Below are 16,906 nucleotides of genomic sequence, written 5' to 3' on the forward strand. Positions count from 1 at the left end.
CTCCTGAATGGGGAATGCTTGGTCACTGAAACTAGGTGTCGGGTATGCCAAGGTCAAGGCGTCAGCGCACGGGTTAGCGCAGCTTTCACCAGATCGTGTGGCAGCCACATCAGCTGGGCTGTTCGGGTCCACAGAATTGCGGTTCTGACTTCGTGGTCCGGATAGATCTGCGACAATGAATCAGCATAGGCACCCATCTGTCGCAGCAGTCCTTCGGGGCAGGTTGCTGCATTGTCTGGAACTGTCATATTCGATTTAAAATCAATTACCTGGACGTCCGTTTTGGTGACGATCACCCGATCAATGACACCATGGATACGCCGCCCGCCCAGATCGGCCGTTACCGGGACTTCGGCCAAGGTATCGGGGGCGAACACGGCCTTCAGGTGATCCGCCGTCAACACATTTTGCGCCTCGGCCAGCAATCCTTGCCGCTCGGCCTCACGCATATCGGGAAGAACCCGCGCGCAAAGCTGCGGCCAGTTCTCAGGAAGGACCCGCGGCAAATGCTCCAGCAGCAGGTGCAGGCGGGTGCCGCGCAGCTTGGCGGCCTCTTCATCCTGGCCCATGTCCCCGGGCAAGGCCTTGGCCCCGCCCAGATCAGACGGGCTGAGGATTTCCGGCGCCGCATCAATGGCGGGGGCGGAATTCAGGAAGGTCGGCGGCAATTCGCTGTGGGCACGAACGGCACCTGTGTGTTCGATAAATTCCGGACCATGCCAATCTCCGTGCGACAAGCGCAGGATCTCACTGTTGGGCAGAGCTGTTGCCCCTGCCCGCGCCATAGCCGCCTGAACCAGTTGATACCAACTGGTTCCGTCCTTGCCGACATCCCCTGCCGCACCGACGATTAGCCACTTCTCTGCACGGGTCAGCGCCACGTATAACAGGCGCAACCGTTCATTCTCTTCCCGTTCGCGCGCTTCGGCTCGCGCCTGCGCGATCAGCGCCGGGGACGCGTCTGCCGGTACTTTCCATAGTGGCTTAGCATCCGTCACCATGATCTCGGCATCGCGCGGGGCTTGCCGTCTGCCGGTATCCGGCAGGATCACGATGGGGGCTTCCAACCCTTTCGATCCGTGCACGGTCATCACGCGGATCATGTTGCCGACACCGCTCATCTGCCGTTTGATCTCCAGATCGTCCGTCTGCATCCAGACTAAAAAACCTGTCAGGCTTGGAATGTCGGTGCGTTCATAGGCCAGCGCCTGTGACAACAGCGCGTTGATGCCGTCTTCGGCCTCGGGGCCCAGCCGACCCAGCAGCAGGCGCCTCCCGTGATGACGGGTCAGAATCCGCTCGATCAGGTCATATGGGCGCAGAAAGTCGATTTGGCTGCGTAGGTCATTCAGAATGGCTAGCGTCTCGGGAAACTCCTCGGCCCGATTTCGCAGCGCTGCCCAAAGGAATTGCTCTTGTCGCCGATGCGCCAGATCAAAAAGCTGCTGTTCTGACCATCCAAACAGAGGAGATTTCAGTACCGTGGCCAGCGACAAGCTGTCCTCGGGCGTGGCCAAAAAGCTCAGCAGAGCCGCCAGGTCCTTGACCGCAAGCTCGGCTCCGACCTTCAACCGGTCAGCCCCTGCAATCGGCAGTTCGGCAGCCTTGCAGGCGCGGATGATCTCAGCAAACAGGTCCGAGCGGCGCTGGACGAGGATCAGAAAATCCCCCGGCTGTACCTTTCGCCGGACGAAACTGCCCGGTACCTCGCCATCTTCGGGGATGGTTTCCCCCTGTTCGATCATATCCCTGATCGACTGTGCAACCTGCTCGGCCAGAACAACGGTATGGTGGCGCGCTCCAGGGCGGTCCACCGGGTCGGTCCATTCGGTATCTTCCTCGTCTTTGACTTTTTCGACCACCGGCCATAGGTCGACGCGCCCTGGCAGATCGGACTTGAAGGCGCGGTGCTGGCTTTCTTTGTGAAACCCGGCCTCGGCATGGTTTTCGAACAGAATATCGACCAGAGACAGAATGGCGCTGGAGGAGCGGAACGAGTATTCCAGCGTAGAATCCCACAGTTTAGAGCCTGATTCTTCCAGTTTCCGCCCAAATTCGGCCTGCATCCTGTCAAAGGCCTGAGGGTCGGCCCCCTGGAAGGAATAGATCGATTGTTTCTTGTCACCCACCACGAAAATAGTGCGCTCAATCCCGGACCGGGCCCCCTCCCCACTGGTGAATTCCTGCGCCAACTTTTCGACGACGTCCCATTGGTCCGGGCTGGTATCCTGGGCCTCATCCACAAGAATGTGGTCAATCCCGCCATCCAGCCGGTACAATACCCAAGACGCTACCGCCGGGTCGTTCAGTACGTTTCGGGCGCGCAAGATCAGGTCGTCAAAGTCCAGCCAGCCGCGCAGTTGTTTGCGCCGCTCATATTCCGGCAGAAAGGCCATTGCGAACCGATGAAGCGCCAGCGTTTTACGGGCTGCAACCAGTGCAAGCCGCTGTTCACGCGCGGCTTCAATGCGCAACATCAACGCCTCTAGCTGTGGCATCTGACCCGCCAGAACACCTTCGCGCAGGGGTTTGGTCGGGAAAGCGTTAATCTTGGCGGTAAACGGGTCCTTGGCCGCCTTTCCGGTCAGAAATACATCTTCAAGCACCGGCAGCGCACTGATATCGGCGCGGGTGAAGGCCGCAAGCCTGGTGGCTGCCTTGGCATTATTCCCACCGCTTTCGGTCAGTGCGGGCAAGACGCTGCGGACAAGTTCGACCTCGCCCCCCAAAAACACCTGACCCAGCAAGAGCTGTTCGTCAAAATCGGCAGGCAGATTGAATTGCTGCAAAACCTGCGACCAATCGACGGCCTGCGCAAACAGATTGCGCTTTTGCGTGATGGCGGCGGTCAGTTTGTCGAACCCTGTGTCAGTCACAAAACGGGCGACATCGCCGATCAGATTGGCCATCGGCCCTTGGGCAAAATCCTCGACGATTTCTTCGCGCAGCAAGGCGGCGGCCCGATCTTCCATCTCGGTGAATTGCGAGCTGACCCCGGCCTCAAGTGGGAAACGGCGCAGCAGCGAGGCGCAGAAAGAGTGGATGGTCTGAATTTTCAGCCCGCCGGGCGTTTCGATCGCACGGGCAAACAATGTGCGGGCCTGTGCCAGACGGTCCGGGTCAATCGCACCCTGAACGCCCAGATCGGTCAACTGCGCCAATAGCGGAGCATCCCCCAGCATGGCCCACTCACCGAGGCGTTTGAACAACCGGTTTTGCATCTCGCTGGCTGCAGCCTTGGTGTAAGTCAGGCAGAGGATGTGTTGCGGCTGCACCCCGTCCAGCAACAGCCGCGCCACCCGATCGGTCAGAACCCGCGTTTTGCCAGATCCCGCATTTGCCGCCAGCCAGGTCGAGGCATCGGGTCGTGCGGCCTGCACCTGCCGTTCGGTGGCGTCGTTGCGGGCGCTCATTTCAGGTCCTCGGGGGCACTGTTGCTGGTTCGGTCCCACTCACCGAAACGTGCCAGATGATCATAGTCCCCGATATCGGTATCCTTGTGCAGCATGCGGCGCGAGGTGAAGCCTTGGTCAGGCTCTAAATAGGAGGAAATCAGCTGTTTCAGCTCAGCCAGGACCTTGTCGACCGGCTCTTTGGTCAGAGGCGCGGGTATCTCTTTATAGGTGCCGCCCATGCCGACAAAAATTGCTTCGGCCACAGGCAACGGGTCAAACCCTTCGATCCCGCCCTGCTCGGCCATTGCAGCTTCGATCAGCAACTGTTTGTCAAACTTGGCCTGCTGGCTTTCGGTCGGGGGCGCACCGGTTTTATAGTCGACCAGCCGCAGCGCCCCGCGGCTGTTCAGGTCAATGCGGTCGGCGCGCCCGACCATGGTGAAATCCAGCGGACTGAGCGCCAGTTTCATCGCGGCCTCAAAAGCCACAGGTCCACCATCGCTGCGCCGGGTGGTCTCGGCCCTCAGGAAATCATCCGCAATCCGTTCCAGCCGCGCGAGCCATAATTTGCGCGCTGTGGGCCATGGAACATGCTGGACCAGCAGGCTTTCGGCGCGTTTCAAGAAGCTTTCGCGTGTCAGCAAGGCCGTGTCCAGCACGCTGTCCTTAACGAATTGCTCCAAAATCTCGTGGATCACGATCCCGCGCAGCAGCGCATCCGGGGCCTGAACCAAAGGGTCCAGAGGTTTCAACCGCAGCACATGTTTGGCGTAGATCGCATAAGGATCACGGATCAGGCGCATGATCTCGGTGACGCTCAGGCGGCGCGGGCGCGACCCGACCGGAGGGCGCGGAGATGGGCGCGGTGCCGCCTTGATTTCTGGAGCGTATTCAAGTTGTTCGGACCACCCCAGATATTGCCGCCCTCGGCCGCGCATTTCTGCAAGGGCGGTTTGGCCACCCTGTTCTGCCAGGCCACTCAACAGGTTGGTTAACCGATTCAACCAGCGGGAAGGAACGGTTTCGGCATCGTCGGACCGGGTCGACCGGGTCAGCCAGACCTCGGGCGCGCCGATAGCCTGCTGGAAGTCATGTGCCGACAGGCCAATGCGCCGCTCTGGCAGTAACAGCCCAGCCTTATCGCGCATCTGCCTGTTCAACCAAGGATCGGGCGCGGGCGCCTCGGGCCAGCTGCCCTCGTTCAAACCGCCAAGGATTAGCAAATCGGCGCCCTGCACCCGGGCCTCGAGCGTGCCCCAGATCATGATCCGGGGGTGTGGCGCGTCGCGGTCGCGGACCTCTTCTCCGGCCAGCAAAGCACCCAGCAGATCGGCAAAGTCATGGGCGGTCATGGTGCCGCCATGCTGAGCCTCATTTCGCAGCTCGGTCACAACCGCCAGGGCCTTTTGACCGGCGTTCTTGTCCCACAAAGTACCGGGATCGTCAGTGTTACCGGCGGAAATGGCCTGAGCCAACCCGTAGAGGTGATCAACCCAATCCGTCAGTGGCAACTCATCAGCAATTTGCTGGTCGCAGAAATGCTGCACCAACCAATGGACCCAGCCTTCGGGCACCTCTTTGCGGATGGCAAATGCCGTCAGGCTGGCGGCATCCGGGAATGGCGGCCCGTGGCGGCGCAGGTCCAGTTCCAGATCGCGGGTGTGCAACAGATGAGAGCCACGCTCGCCCCCGTCATGACAGAGCGGATGTTTCAGCAGGGTCAACAGCGCTTCGCCGTCCAATCGACGCGCGAACAGGGCCGCGACATGGCGCAGGAACCGTCCGGGTGGGGACAGCTGCAGCGGCAGGCCAGCACTGTCATCGGGCAGGATGTTCCACCGGTCCAGCGCAGCGCTGACCTGACGAGTCAGCATGCGGTCGGGGGTGATCAGAGCGGCGGTCTGGCCGGTTTCAGCCGCCTCTCGCAAACGGAGTGCTATGGCCAGGGCCTCAGCCCGAGGGGACTGCGCCTCGACCAGGGTCAGGTCCTTGGTTGCACCATGCAGATCGGTCAGTTGCGGGCCTTCGGACATCCACGCATCCGTGATCGGGGCAGGGCGTAACGCAAGCGATATCAGTTTGCTACGGGCGGGTGAGGGTGGATTGTCCTGGGCCCAGGCTGTGATTTGATCCGGACTCAGCCCAAGCTGGTTCATGAGTTTTCGGAACCGGTATTGCGGGTGATCCTCAGAGGTTAACGCCGCATCCAGCTGAGCCCAGACCTGATCGGGCTGGTCAAAGTCAAAACCCGGCAGGATCAAAGCGCCTTGCGGCAGGCAGGCAACGGCTTGCATCAGCATCAGTGTCGTTCCCCGTGACCCCGTCGAGCCGGCAAGAATGACCGGGTGCTGAGGTGGATCCGCTCGCCAATGTTCGATTAGGTTCTCGACCACGCGGCGCTGCCGGGCCTGCGTGTCCAGGATGTCGTCTTCTGAGTCGATGAACTGATCCGCAATCCCGATAAAGGCCTGCGCGCGGGCCCAATGCCCAGACATGTCGCCGACATCCAGCCGCCGGATCGCTTCGGGTGAAACGCCTTCGCCCTGCATCTCATCTATCAATGCGGCCAGACTGTCTGATAGGTCAAACAAAGACGAGCGCGCCGCCAGATCCGGTTGTTGATCCAGCAGCTTCGAGACCAGCTGCGTCAATTCCAGCCGCCGTCGCAGGGGCGGGATTGCGGGTGGTATCTGCGCCAGATTCACGCTTTCACCCAGATCAGTCACCAGTGATAGGCGCGGCAACAAACAGGCAGGGCCCTGGTCGAACAGCTCACGCACCCTGCGAGCCATACGCCGCGTGTTAACAACCAGCTCCACTCGGGCCAAAGCCTCGGGCGGAAGAGCGGCACAGCGATTTCTCAACCCCCGGACCAGCGTCTTTGGAAAATCCACACCCGGAGGTACGGCAAAGACGCGGGGCAGGGGTGAGGGGTCAAACATCCGCCAACAGACCTTCAGCAAGGGCGATCCCTTCCGGATGGCCAACATCGCACCAGCGGCCGGGATAGGTTAGGGCAAACAGCCGGTCTTTCTTTTGCATCCGATCCCAAAGCAGGTTCAGCGAAAACACCTTGTCTGGAATTTCGACCAGCCCTTCCGTCTTCATGATCTGCGCGCCTCCGTAGATCAATCCGGGGCCGCGGGTAATCCGGCCCGTTTCATCAGCAGTAAAGTCGCCGGCGCCGGCATGACCAATCGCCTGCGCGGTCGGGATGCACATTAGCAATGCGTCCATCAAATCAGGGTTCCAGACGGCCCGCAGCATTGTCAGCGGGTTCAGGCCGGACCAAATGGCATCTGAATTCAACGTGAACACTGAATCTGACCCTAATAAGGGCAAAGCTGCCCGTAATCCGCCCCCAGTATCCAGAATGTCGGGCTGTTCGTGTGAAACAAGTACGCCTTTCGGTGCCAAATGCGCCTCAAGCTGATCCGGCAGATAGTGCAGGTTGGCCACTTTGCGAACCGGCCCAAGCGCGTCAACCAAATCAAGCGCGTGGTCGATCAACGGGCGCCCGGCTACCTCGATCAGCGGCTTGGGGCGGTTCAGGGTCAGGGTGCCCATGCGGGTGCCGAACCCGGCTGCGAACAGCATGACGGCATTGGGGGGCTGGGTCATCTCTGTCTGAGCCTGTTCAGGTTTTCGGGTGTCGGCGCGGGCAGAGCCACGCGCAGCAGGTCGGCAACATTCACCAGCGCCGGGTGATCCAGATCCCGCATCAGATGGCCCCACGCAGCGGGGATCAAATCGACATAATGGGGTTTGCCATACTCGGTCGCAAGCCGGGTAAACACACCAAGAATCCGCAGATTTCGCTGGGCCCCCAGCACGGCATAGGCACTGCGGAAATCATGATCGTTGACGCCCGTAGCCGAGATATAGTGGCTGACCATCCGCATTTCCGTACCCGCCGTCACTTTGCGGCGCACATCCTGAAGCAAAGACACAAGATCATAGGCAGGATGGCCCAGCATGGCGGTCTGAAAATCCAGCAATCCAACGCGCTCAACCCCTTGGCGGTCAGGAAGCCAGATCAGGTTTTCCGCGTGGTAATCCCTTTGGACAACAACTTTGGTGCCGGATGTTTCTTGATGCAGGATATCAGCAAATCGGTGTTCGAACCGATCCTGTGCATCCCGGTCATATTCGCCAAGAACCCCTTGGGCGTATTTGGTGAAGGATAGGGCCGCCAGTTCGGTCATCAGTGCCGGGCCGTAAGATTGCAGCGACAGGGTCGGGGCCTCGTGCAACTTGATCAGGACATCTGTTGCCGCCTCGTATAATTCCCGCTCCATATCGGGATGTTTGACCAGAACCCGCTCGAATAGGTCATCGCCAAGGTCTTCCAGAAGAAGAAACCCATATTGCGTGTCTTCGGCGTAGATCTGTGGGGCGCTTAGCCCGATAGATTGTAAATGCCGGGCCATCCGTACGAAGGCTTCGACCGGTTCCGCCTGGCCCGGGGGCGAATCCATCAGAACAGCGGACTTGCCCGTGACCGGGTCGGTTAGGCGCTCGTACCGGCGGTTCGAGGCATCCCCCGCCAAAGGCTCTCGGCGGGCCTTGGACCACGGCGTGTGTGAAATCAGAGCTTCGGCAAGGATGGCGCGGTTTGTCATTCGCTGACCTCCAGTTTTTGAGCCCATTTTTCGTCGGTCCATGTGAGGGTGATGTGGCGCATATCCAGCATGTCCGGGTCTGTTTCAAATGTCATCGTCAGGGCAGAACCGGGTGTAAGCGGGCCCAGTTTCTCGGGCCACTCAATCAGGCAGATCGCTTGCTCCATCGCTTCGGCCAGCCCAAGCTCTTCGACTTCCTCCACCGCGCTCAGCCGGTATAGATCGCAGTGCCAAATCTCACCTTTACGGGTGTCATAGACCTGAACCAGCGTGAATGTGGGCGAGGGCACATCCTCGGGCCGGGTCATCAGTGACTGGATCAGACTGCGCGCGAAATGGGTCTTACCGGTTCCGATCTTACCCTGCAGCAGCAGGATGTCGCCCGGATGCAGAATTGCGCCCAGCCGACTGGCAAATTTGGTCGTATCTTCGGGCGAATTCAGGGTGATCCTGAGGGGTGGTAACGTCATGGCGCCACAATGGCCCCACGCTGGATTGGCTGCAACCCGGTTCAGGCGCTGATTTGCTGTATCTCGTGCTGTGGCAACGCATTGTGCGTGGCAAAGCGAATGATGGTGGCCCCGTTTTGCAATGGGCAGATGGTGCAGTTCAGATCGGTTCCGTTACGCATCTGGATTCTGGCTGACCACTCAGCCCGGCTGTCCCGCATTTCCACGAAATCCCGGATTTCACCCAAAATCGGAGTGGCCGTGCAATGTTTCTGCCAGTTGCGGGTCACGTCCAGAACCGTGTCGGGTTCAAATCCGGCACCATCGGCTTCACCCCATAATTTCTGATAGGCATAATTGGTGAAGGCCAAGGTACCGTCATCACCGAAAACGGCAACCGCGTCGGCCAGCTTATCCAGGATGGATTGCATCAAATCCATTTCCGCCCGAAAGCGGCGGGTCAACGTGATCTCGGCCGTGATATCTTCGAACAGAAAGGCCACCGCGCCATCCGGGTGCGGGCGACCGCTGACGGAATAGACCGAGCCGGATGGCAGCGACCATGTTTCCTGGTAATTTCCGTCTTCTGCGGCCTCCAGCAGATCGTTCATCTGATTACGCCAGCTGCGATAGTTCTTGGGTTCTGGCATCATGTGCTGATCGCGCAGGCGGTCAAAGAAACTGGACAGGTTGGGGCGGCAGCTCAGGAAATCCGGGGGCAGGGTGGTCAGGTCAATCAAGGCGGGGTTGAACAGTGCAAGTTGGCGATTTCTGTCAAAAATGGCCAAGCCGATGGACAGCTGTGCAAAGGTTTTGGTCATCGTCTGTACGAATTTTCGCTGCGCTGTCTCGGCGGCGACGATGGCGTTGATGTCCACAGCGTAGCAAAGGCTACCTTCCGGGTGGTCCACCATCGTCAGGTCAAACCAAAGCTTGTTTGCACTGTCTTCGGACGAAATGAATACACGGGTCTTGGCGCTGATACGCGCGCCATTTTCGGGCCCGGGAAAAAGAGGTGCAGTCAGGTCGGTATCGCCACCGCGCACTTTGCGGACAAGCGAGACATAGGCGGCGTTGCACCAGCGGATCTTGTTTTGATAATCCAGATGCCAGACCGGGTAGGGCGCCAGTTCCATCGCCAGGCGGATCGGATCGCTATTCTCGCGCAATACGGTTCTGGGGTAATCAGAGCTTTCCCGCAGCTGTACGCGTACGACCCCGTCGATCCATTCGCACAAAACGTCCCGCTCGACCGAACAATCAATGGCGGGGATGACAAGATTCCCTTCGTGCCTGACGCGTTCAGGGGTTTCAGGAAAGCCCGGAAAATCCCGCTGCAGCAGCCGACGCAGATCTGACCAGTCGCGCACAGCCTCAAACCCATCCAGAGCGATGTCTGTGTGGCTGATCAGGCGGTCACCGTCGAACAGAAACACGACATTGAACAACGAGGCCGGCTCGGACAGGCCGAAATTGTCACTTGTCTGCTGACGACGGGGCAAAAGCCATTGAACCGCCAGACTGGCAGACACCACACTGATGACGGCCAATATGATCCAGTCGACCATGTGCTCTCCCGCGGTGAATTCACGGGTATAGCTATGGGTGGAAATGGTTAACGGGGTCTTAACTCAGACTTGGATATGCTGATTTACACCTGAAGGAACGGGGGTGTCGCCGGTCTGTGCATCCACAAGTTTTCGCGGCCAGGATACCCGGACGATGGCCCCTATACGTTCGGGATTGTCCGACAAGGTCTGATATGGATCAGAGCCATTGGCGAAGTCCAAATGCGCACCGCTGCGTTCCAGCAGGGTTTTTGCGATGAACAGGCCCAGGCCCATACCTTCATATTCCGGACGGGCCCGCTTTTCCGATTCTGCCCGCCGTCGGCGCATGAACGGATCCCCGATCCGGCCAATCATTTGCGAAGGATACCCGCGGCCGTCATCCATGATGTTGATCGTAATCCTTTCGGCTGTCCATTCCGCTTCGACCCAGACGTTGCTGCGCGCGAAATCCACAGCATTCTGGATGAGGTTGCGCATTCCGTGGATGATCTCAGGTTTACGCAAGATCGAAGGCTGTTGAACATCGCCATCCCCGACCGGACCTTCGGCAAAGTGAACCTGCTTGCCGCGGTTGATATGTGGCTCGGCGGCCTCATGGATGACAGTGGACAGGGGGGCCTGTCTCAGGTGGAGGTCGTCTTTACCAGCCCGCCCCATGTCGCGCAGAATGTCGCGGCAACGATTGGCCTGTTCGCGGATCAAGGCGGCGTCTTCTTTCAGATCCGGGCGGTCGTCCAGCTCTTCAATCAGTTCGGCACTGGTCAGTTTGATTGTTGCCAGAGGTGTTCCAAGTTCGTGCGCGGCGGCGGCGACAACTCCACCAAGATCGGTCAGTTTCTGTTCACGTGCGAGGGCCATATGCGTGGCCGACAGCGCCTGAGACATCGACTGCACCTCAGAGCTTACGCGGTGGGAATAGGCCCCCAGGAAAACGATCGCTATAACGATGGCAGCCCAGTTTCCGAACAGAAGGATATCAGGGATCTCAAGATCCACACCGCCATCCGTGTGCAGGGGAAGGTGAAATTCGGCTAGCAGCGTGGTCAGAATGATGGCCACCGTACCGATGATCAGGGTTGACCGGGTGCTCATGACATTGGCCGAGATCGTCACCGGACCCACCAACAGCAAGGCGAACGGATTATTGAGACCTCCGGTAAGATACAGCAGGATGGTCAGCTGCAACAAATCGAACAACACCATCAGAAAGTTTTCGAACTCGGACAGGCGTTTGTTGCGTGGAAAGACAAGAATCGCCGTCAAGTTGCCCATGACCGAAATACCGATGGCCAGATAGCACAGCGTCACATCCAACTGCACATCATAGGTCTGTTGCGCCACGGTGATTGCGGTGATCTGGCCAAAGATGGCCACCCAGCGCAGCAGGATCAGCGTCCGCAGGCGAATCCAGCTGCGTTCCTGACCAGGCCAAAAAGTGATGTTGGAATCTGCCATTGGTCCATTATGTCCTGTTGCATCGGCTGTTCATCTTGATAGGTGTCCCGGCCGGAACGATCAACAACTCCTCTATCGTCAGGTAAGATGCCATGGTCCGTCTATACGCTATCCTTGCAACAGTTGTTTTGGCCGTAGGTCTGGGGGCCATGTGGCTGCTGACGCGCGGCGCAGGCTCGGACGACAAATTCGCGCAGTGCCGGTCCAGCCAGATCGCAGGGGGTACGGCCACCATTGGCGGGCCCTTCGAACTGATCAACGGCAAGGGCGAGACTGTGACCGACAAACAGGTGATAACCGAACCTACGCTGGTCTACTTCGGCTATACCTTCTGTCCGGATGTTTGCCCCTTTGACATGTCCCGCAATGCCGAAGCGGTGGATATTCTGGCCGAACGCGGGCAATCGGTGACGCCGCTGTTTATCTCGATCGACCCGGATCGCGATACACCCGAGGTCATGGCCGATTACGCCTTTAACCTTGGTGGTAAGACCATCGCCCTGACCGGCACGCCCGAGCAGGTCAAGGCCGCCAGCAAGGCCTATAAGACCTATTATAAGGCCCATGACAAAAGTGATGAGTACTATCTGGTTGATCACTCGACCTTTACTTATCTGGTCACACCCCAGGACGGGTTTATCGAATTTTTCGATCGCAATGACACAGCCGAGCAGATGGCTGACAAGGTGGGCTGCTTTCTGGACAAGATCTAGAACGCAACGGTCTGTTTGACCTTTGCAATGGCGCTGCTATTACTCATGTTTAAGCCAACGGCGTGAATTAGCGGAAAGAATAGAATATGGCGGACAGCTCTGACCTCGACATCGGCCCGGATAAATCGCTGTTATTGGTGGATGATGACGAACCGTTTCTGAGACGTCTGGCCAAGGCCATGGAAAAACGCGGGTTCGAGGTTGAAACCGCGGGCTCTGTCGCCGCTGGCCGCGCCATTTCCACAGCCCGTCCACCTGCATATGCGGTTGTTGACCTGCGGTTGGAGGATGGCAACGGCCTGGATGTGGTCGAAGTGCTGCGCGAAAAGCGCCCCGACAGCCGGGTTGTGGTTCTGACCGGGTACGGCGCTATTGCCACCGCTGTGGCCGCAGTCAAGATTGGTGCCACCGACTATTTGTCGAAGCCCGCCGACGCCACCGACATCACCAACGCATTACTGGCCAAGGGCGACGAACTGCCCCCGCCGCCGGAAAACCCAATGAGCGCGGATCGCGTGCGCTGGGAGCATATCCAGCGGGTCTATGAGCTGTGTGATCGCAACGTCAGTGAAACCGCGCGACGCCTGAACATGCACCGCCGGACATTGCAACGGATCTTGGCGAAGCGCAGCCCGCGATGAGATCGTGAGTTTAGCTTGCGCATACCAGGCCAGAACTCATGAAGCCGGAAAACCGAATTGAGTCTCGACAGGCGGCTATCAAACATATGCTTTGTCGCGGCTGATGGACCGCCACCCCTGAAGACTTTAATTTAGTGTCTGTTAACCAATTTGTGTTGTCGTTAAGTTCAATAATTATATTTTCCGAACAAATAGTTGAGATGTATCGAAGTGTCGCCGCTCCCTAATACGCCATACGAAAGCCTCCGTATTTCCAACCCTGCCCTTAAAGCCATTGTCTCTGTTGTCACCTGGGCAGCAGAGAGATTTGGGTTTTGGGCGCGACCACGAAAGGGCGCTGCGGGTGAGCTTTCCGAAATGAACATTTTGGACAACCTGTACTGGGCCTATAAAAGTAAGAACCCCATTCAGCAGCCTGAAGCGGAGCTGGATCAGTCCGGCTTTATGACTAAAACGGCCGTACAACTTTCAACCGCTGACATCAGTGACACATCAAATTCGGTCACTCTGAGCTTTGCCGGGGACATTCTAAGAACCCACAGGACCAGTGTCGCAAAAGATCAAGTATATGCTGAGATTGAAGATCTTTTGTTTCAGGATGATATTTTGGTCGCCAACTACGAGTCACCTGTAACGACACAGCCCTTGATTGACGAAGTGATCGGGGACGCTGGCCCGCCGATCGAATGTGCGTCGGAAGAACAGTTCGATGCTTTGACCAGCCATAACGAAAGGTTCATTGATGTTTTGAACCTTGCAAACAACCATATTCTCGACATGGGTGTTGAGGGGCTTGAGACGACTCTAAACGTCTTAAGTGACAGAAATATCATGCAAATCGGCGTGAATGAGAGTTTGGCAGAAGCCACAGCCGTCAAAACGATCGAACGAAAAGGGATAAAGTTCGGATTTGCGTCCTGCGCTTTTGGTACCAACGGCCACGCGCTTCCTGAAGGTCAAAAGCAGAGCATCAATATCGCCAAGCTGACTTCAAAGCATCAGGCGCCGGACACCACCCTTCTAAAGACACAGATTTCGAACGCAAAAGCGGCTGGCTGTGATCTGGTTATTGCGATTATTCATTGGGGTCATGAGTTCGAGCTGTTCCCGCGCCGAGCGCAGCAAGAGGCCGCACAGGACTTGGCCGAATTCGGAGCTGATCTTATCGTCTGCCACCACCCCCATGTCCCTCAGCCCATTCAGCTGTATCGCACACAGACCGGAGATCGGACGGTGCCAATCGCCTATTCCCTAGGAAGTCTGCTGTGGGGTTTCGCCGATAGAGACATTGCCAGCAGTACGATTATGCAGATTGAAGTACAAAAGACTGAGGGCAAGGCCGAAATAACAAATCTGAAGGCGACGCCAGTGCGTTGGCATGCCCATGAGATTGACGGTAACGTCTTTCAGAAGGTGGCGCGATCAGAAGGCTGATAGTGGTCAGGGCCCAATCTCGGCCATCAATGCCGAATGTCTATGCGTATAGGCACATCTTACTTCAACGGGTGGCCGCAATTTGATCTGCAGCCCTTCCATAATAGCCCTGTCCGGGCGGCCGAAGAATTTTGTCGCCTCGGCCTCGGAAAAGCCCGCGATCTGGGTGGCTTCCATCCAGGCGCTGATCTTGTCGGCCTTTTTGATTTGCCGTTTAACCGTTTTAGGCACCGCAGCGGGCAGGCCAAACCGGATGTGGATCGCCGCAGCCAGCCGGTCATCCAGTGCGCCATAGTCGGGACCGACAGCGGATTTGACCGGAGAGATCATATCTCCGATCACGTATTCCGGCGCATCGTGTAACAGGGCCGCCAGCCGCCATTTGACCGGTGCCTTGGGGGCAATACGACCAAAAAGCTCTTCGACCAGCAGCGAATGCTCGGCCACCGAATAGGCGAAATCGCCATGTGTCTGCCCGTTCCAGCGGGCCACAAAGGCCAGCCCATGCGCGATATCCTCAATTTCGATATCCACCGGTGTTGGGTCCAGCAGGTCCAGCCTGCGCCCGGACAGCATTCTTTGCCATGCGCGGGGTTGTGTTGCCATTCTGCCATGCCTTGTGAAGTGGGACACATTAAATTCGCATTTTTGTGCTAAGCTGTACCTGTCAAGATCACCAGCTGCCAACTTTTTCTTGAGCAATCGTGCTTTGAACAAGCGCGCGGTGATACCGACATTTGTACCGAGGGGGGCGCATGCTCCTCCCGGTGTGCCCCTCTCGGACGTAACTCGTATCGAAAGGAGCTTGCTATGTTCAAGCGTTTGTTAGGAATTGCTCTGGCCTTTGGTATGGCCGCCACTGCACCGCCTGCCTTTGCCCAGCAAAGCTGTGCGTTGCGTGATCAACTGATTTCAACGCTACAGGACAATTATTCCGAGGAACTGGCCTTTGGTGGATTGCAAAAATCCCGTGGCTCGCAATCGGTGATGGAGGTCTGGACCTCTCAGGAAACGGGTAGCTATACCGTTTTGGTGACACGTCCGAACGGCATCAGTTGCATTGTCGCCGTTGGGACCGACTTTTTCCAAGCGATCCCCAAAATCAAGGTAGAGGGCATACCAAGTTGATTTTGGCGGCTTAAAACCCCGTTTCCGGCCATCTGCGTTGCCACGTCCCAAAAGGGATGCTAGGGCAACCCGGATTGAATTATACCGGAATGGAGCACCTGATGGCCGGGGACTATATCGTCAAAGACATTTCGCTGGCCGGGTTTGGCCGCAAAGAACTGGATATTGCAGAGACCGAGATGCCGGGCCTGATGGCCCTGCGCGCGGAATACGGTAACGCAAAGCCCCTGAAGGGCGCGCGTATTGTTGGGTCGCTGCACATGACCATCCAGACAGCCGTTCTGATCGAAACACTTGTGGCGCTGGGCGCGGATGTGCGTTGGGCGTCGTGCAACATCTTCTCAACCCAGGACCACGCGGCGGCGGCGATTGCCCAAGCCGGTATCCCGGTGTTCGCCATCAAGGGCCAGACTCTGGAAGAGCATTGGGATTATCTGGACAAATCCTTCCTGTTCACCGACGGCCCCAACATGATCCTGGACGATGGCGGCGATGCGACGCTGTATATCCTGCTGGGAGCTCGCGCCGAAGCGGGCGAAGACATTATCCCCGTACCGGGCTCGGAAGAGGAAGAGGTGATCAAAAAGCAGATCGCCAAGCGGATGGCCGCGTCCCCGGGTTGGTTCACCAAGATGCGCGACCAGATCCAGGGCGTGTCCGAAGAAACCACGACCGGTGTGAACCGCCTGTATCAGCTGGTGAAAGACGGCCAACTGCCGTTCCCAGCGATCAACGTCAACGACAGTGTCACCAAGTCGAAGTTCGACAACAAATATGGCTGTAAGGAATCGCTGGTCGACGGTATCCGCCGCGCCACCGACACTATGATGGCTGGTAAAGTTGCCGTGGTCTGTGGCTATGGTGACGTGGGCAAAGGCTCGGCCGCGTCGCTGCGCGGTGCCGGTGCCCGTGTGAAAGTGACCGAAGTTGATCCGATCTGCGCCCTGCAGGCCGCGATGGACGGGTTCGAGGTTACGCTGCTGGAAGACGAAGTTGACAGCGCGGATATCTTCATCACCACGACCGGCAACAAGGACGTGATCCGCATCGAGCATATGCGCGCGATGAAGGACATGGCCATCGTCGGCAACATTGGTCACTTTGACAACGAGATTCAGGTGGCTAGCCTGAAGAACCACAAATGGACCAACATCAAGGAACAGGTGGACATGATCGAGATGCCTTCGGGCAATCGTCTGATCCTGCTGTCCGAAGGCCGCCTGTTGAACCTGGGCAACGCCACCGGTCATCCGTCTTTTGTGATGTCGGCTTCGTTCACCAATCAGGTGTTGGCCCAGATTGAGCTGTTCACCAAACGCGATCAGTACGAAAACAAGGTCTACATCCTGCCTAAACATCTGGACGAGAAGGTTGCACGCCTGCATCTGGACCGTATCGGCGTGAAGCTGACGCAGATGGACAGCGAACAGGCATCGTATATCGGTGTGAATCCGGAAGGCCCCTATAAGCCTGAACATTACCGCTATTGATTGCGGGT

Annotated in this window: 13 protein-coding genes; 5 read left to right on the forward strand and 8 right to left on the reverse strand. The window is 57.9% G+C overall.

Features of this window, described 5'->3' with window-relative positions:
* Positions 1-53: 53 nt before the first annotated feature.
* The 7 genes from addA to regB all read right to left on the reverse strand — a co-directional run bounded on the left by addA (position 54) and on the right by regB (position 11,492).
* Complete coding sequence (gene addA / locus FN806_RS12105; RefSeq protein WP_142637453.1) at positions 54-3,413, reverse strand: double-strand break repair helicase AddA; 3,360 nt, start codon at positions 3,411-3,413, stop codon at positions 54-56.
* Positions 3,410-6,337 (reverse strand): double-strand break repair protein AddB, encoded by a 2,928-nt coding sequence (addB, locus tag FN806_RS12110; RefSeq protein ID WP_142637455.1) that lies wholly within the window; start codon positions 6,335-6,337, stop codon positions 3,410-3,412. The genes addA and addB overlap by 4 nt, the downstream gene beginning before the upstream one ends.
* Positions 6,330-7,016 carry a nucleotidyltransferase family protein gene (locus FN806_RS12115; RefSeq protein ID WP_142637457.1) on the reverse strand — a complete coding sequence of 229 codons (687 nt, stop codon included), beginning with the start codon at positions 7,014-7,016 and terminating at the stop codon, positions 6,330-6,332. The genes addB and FN806_RS12115 overlap by 8 nt, the downstream gene beginning before the upstream one ends.
* Entirely contained in the window at positions 7,013-8,017 is a 1,005-nt protein-coding gene (locus FN806_RS12120; RefSeq protein ID WP_142637459.1) for an aminoglycoside phosphotransferase family protein, read from the reverse strand. Before FN806_RS12120 ends, FN806_RS12115 begins: the two co-directional genes overlap by 4 nt.
* Positions 8,014-8,487, reverse strand: a complete 474-nt coding sequence (tsaE, locus tag FN806_RS12125) for a tRNA (adenosine(37)-N6)-threonylcarbamoyltransferase complex ATPase subunit type 1 TsaE (RefSeq protein ID WP_142637461.1) — start codon at positions 8,485-8,487, stop codon at positions 8,014-8,016. The genes FN806_RS12120 and tsaE overlap by 4 nt, the downstream gene beginning before the upstream one ends.
* Before the next feature lie 41 nt (positions 8,488-8,528).
* Positions 8,529-10,034: a PAS-domain containing protein gene (locus FN806_RS12130; protein ID WP_142637463.1), complete on the reverse strand. Its 1,506-nt coding sequence runs from the start codon at positions 10,032-10,034 to the stop codon at positions 8,529-8,531.
* Between the two features lie 63 nt (positions 10,035-10,097).
* Entirely contained in the window at positions 10,098-11,492 is a 1,395-nt protein-coding gene (gene regB / locus FN806_RS12135) for a sensor histidine kinase RegB (RefSeq protein WP_142637465.1), read from the reverse strand.
* Between the two features lie 92 nt (positions 11,493-11,584).
* On the opposite strand from regB, the gene FN806_RS12140 reads away from it, so the two are divergent.
* The 3 genes from FN806_RS12140 (at position 11,585) to FN806_RS12150 (ending at position 14,280) form a co-directional block, all read left to right on the forward strand.
* Entirely contained in the window at positions 11,585-12,205 is a 621-nt protein-coding gene (locus FN806_RS12140) for an SCO family protein (RefSeq protein WP_142637468.1), read from the forward strand.
* An 86-nt stretch (positions 12,206-12,291) separates the two neighbouring features.
* Positions 12,292-12,846 carry an ActR/PrrA/RegA family redox response regulator transcription factor gene (locus FN806_RS12145; RefSeq protein ID WP_142637470.1) on the forward strand — a complete coding sequence of 185 codons (555 nt, stop codon included), beginning with the start codon at positions 12,292-12,294 and terminating at the stop codon, positions 12,844-12,846.
* A gap of 357 nt (positions 12,847-13,203) precedes the next feature.
* Entirely contained in the window at positions 13,204-14,280 is a 1,077-nt protein-coding gene (locus FN806_RS12150; RefSeq protein ID WP_142637472.1) for a CapA family protein, read from the forward strand.
* Between the two features lie 6 nt (positions 14,281-14,286).
* On the opposite strand, the gene FN806_RS12155 is transcribed toward FN806_RS12150, so the two are convergent.
* A complete protein-coding gene (locus FN806_RS12155; RefSeq protein ID WP_142637474.1) occupies positions 14,287-14,886 on the reverse strand; it encodes an HD domain-containing protein in 600 nt (199 codons plus the stop codon).
* 204 nt (positions 14,887-15,090) lie between these two features.
* Here FN806_RS12155 and FN806_RS12160 point away from each other — a divergent pair, with 204 nt between their 5' ends.
* Entirely contained in the window at positions 15,091-15,408 is a 318-nt protein-coding gene (locus FN806_RS12160; protein ID WP_142637476.1) for a hypothetical protein, read from the forward strand.
* Positions 15,409-15,509: 101 nt separating this feature from the next.
* Entirely contained in the window at positions 15,510-16,898 is a 1,389-nt protein-coding gene (gene ahcY, locus FN806_RS12165) for an adenosylhomocysteinase (RefSeq protein ID WP_142637607.1), read from the forward strand.
* Positions 16,899-16,906 lie beyond the last annotated feature (8 nt).

Source organism: Ruegeria faecimaris (assembly GCF_900182615.1).
GTDB lineage: Bacteria > Pseudomonadota > Alphaproteobacteria > Rhodobacterales > Rhodobacteraceae > Ruegeria > Ruegeria faecimaris.

Bases quoted from the DNA above. Each gene is read 5' to 3' on its own strand.
- addA (WP_142637453.1), bottom strand. From the start codon at position 3,413: ATGAGCGCCCGCAACGACGCCACCGAACGGCAGGTGCAGGCCGCACGA.
- addB (WP_142637455.1), bottom strand. From the start codon at position 6,337: ATGTTTGACCCCTCACCCCTGCCCCGCGTCTTTGCCGTACCTCCGGGT.
- FN806_RS12115 (WP_142637457.1), bottom strand. From the start codon at position 7,016: ATGACCCAGCCCCCCAATGCCGTCATGCTGTTCGCAGCCGGGTTCGGC.
- FN806_RS12120 (WP_142637459.1), bottom strand. From the start codon at position 8,017: ATGACAAACCGCGCCATCCTTGCCGAAGCTCTGATTTCACACACGCCG.
- tsaE (WP_142637461.1), bottom strand. From the start codon at position 8,487: ATGACGTTACCACCCCTCAGGATCACCCTGAATTCGCCCGAAGATACG.
- FN806_RS12130 (WP_142637463.1), bottom strand. From the start codon at position 10,034: ATGGTCGACTGGATCATATTGGCCGTCATCAGTGTGGTGTCTGCCAGT.
- regB (WP_142637465.1), bottom strand. From the start codon at position 11,492: ATGGCAGATTCCAACATCACTTTTTGGCCTGGTCAGGAACGCAGCTGG.
- FN806_RS12140 (WP_142637468.1), top strand. From the start codon at position 11,585: ATGGTCCGTCTATACGCTATCCTTGCAACAGTTGTTTTGGCCGTAGGT.
- FN806_RS12145 (WP_142637470.1), top strand. From the start codon at position 12,292: ATGGCGGACAGCTCTGACCTCGACATCGGCCCGGATAAATCGCTGTTA.
- FN806_RS12150 (WP_142637472.1), top strand. From the start codon at position 13,204: ATGAACATTTTGGACAACCTGTACTGGGCCTATAAAAGTAAGAACCCC.
- FN806_RS12155 (WP_142637474.1), bottom strand. From the start codon at position 14,886: ATGGCAACACAACCCCGCGCATGGCAAAGAATGCTGTCCGGGCGCAGG.
- FN806_RS12160 (WP_142637476.1), top strand. From the start codon at position 15,091: ATGTTCAAGCGTTTGTTAGGAATTGCTCTGGCCTTTGGTATGGCCGCC.
- ahcY (WP_142637607.1), top strand. From the start codon at position 15,510: ATGGCCGGGGACTATATCGTCAAAGACATTTCGCTGGCCGGGTTTGGC.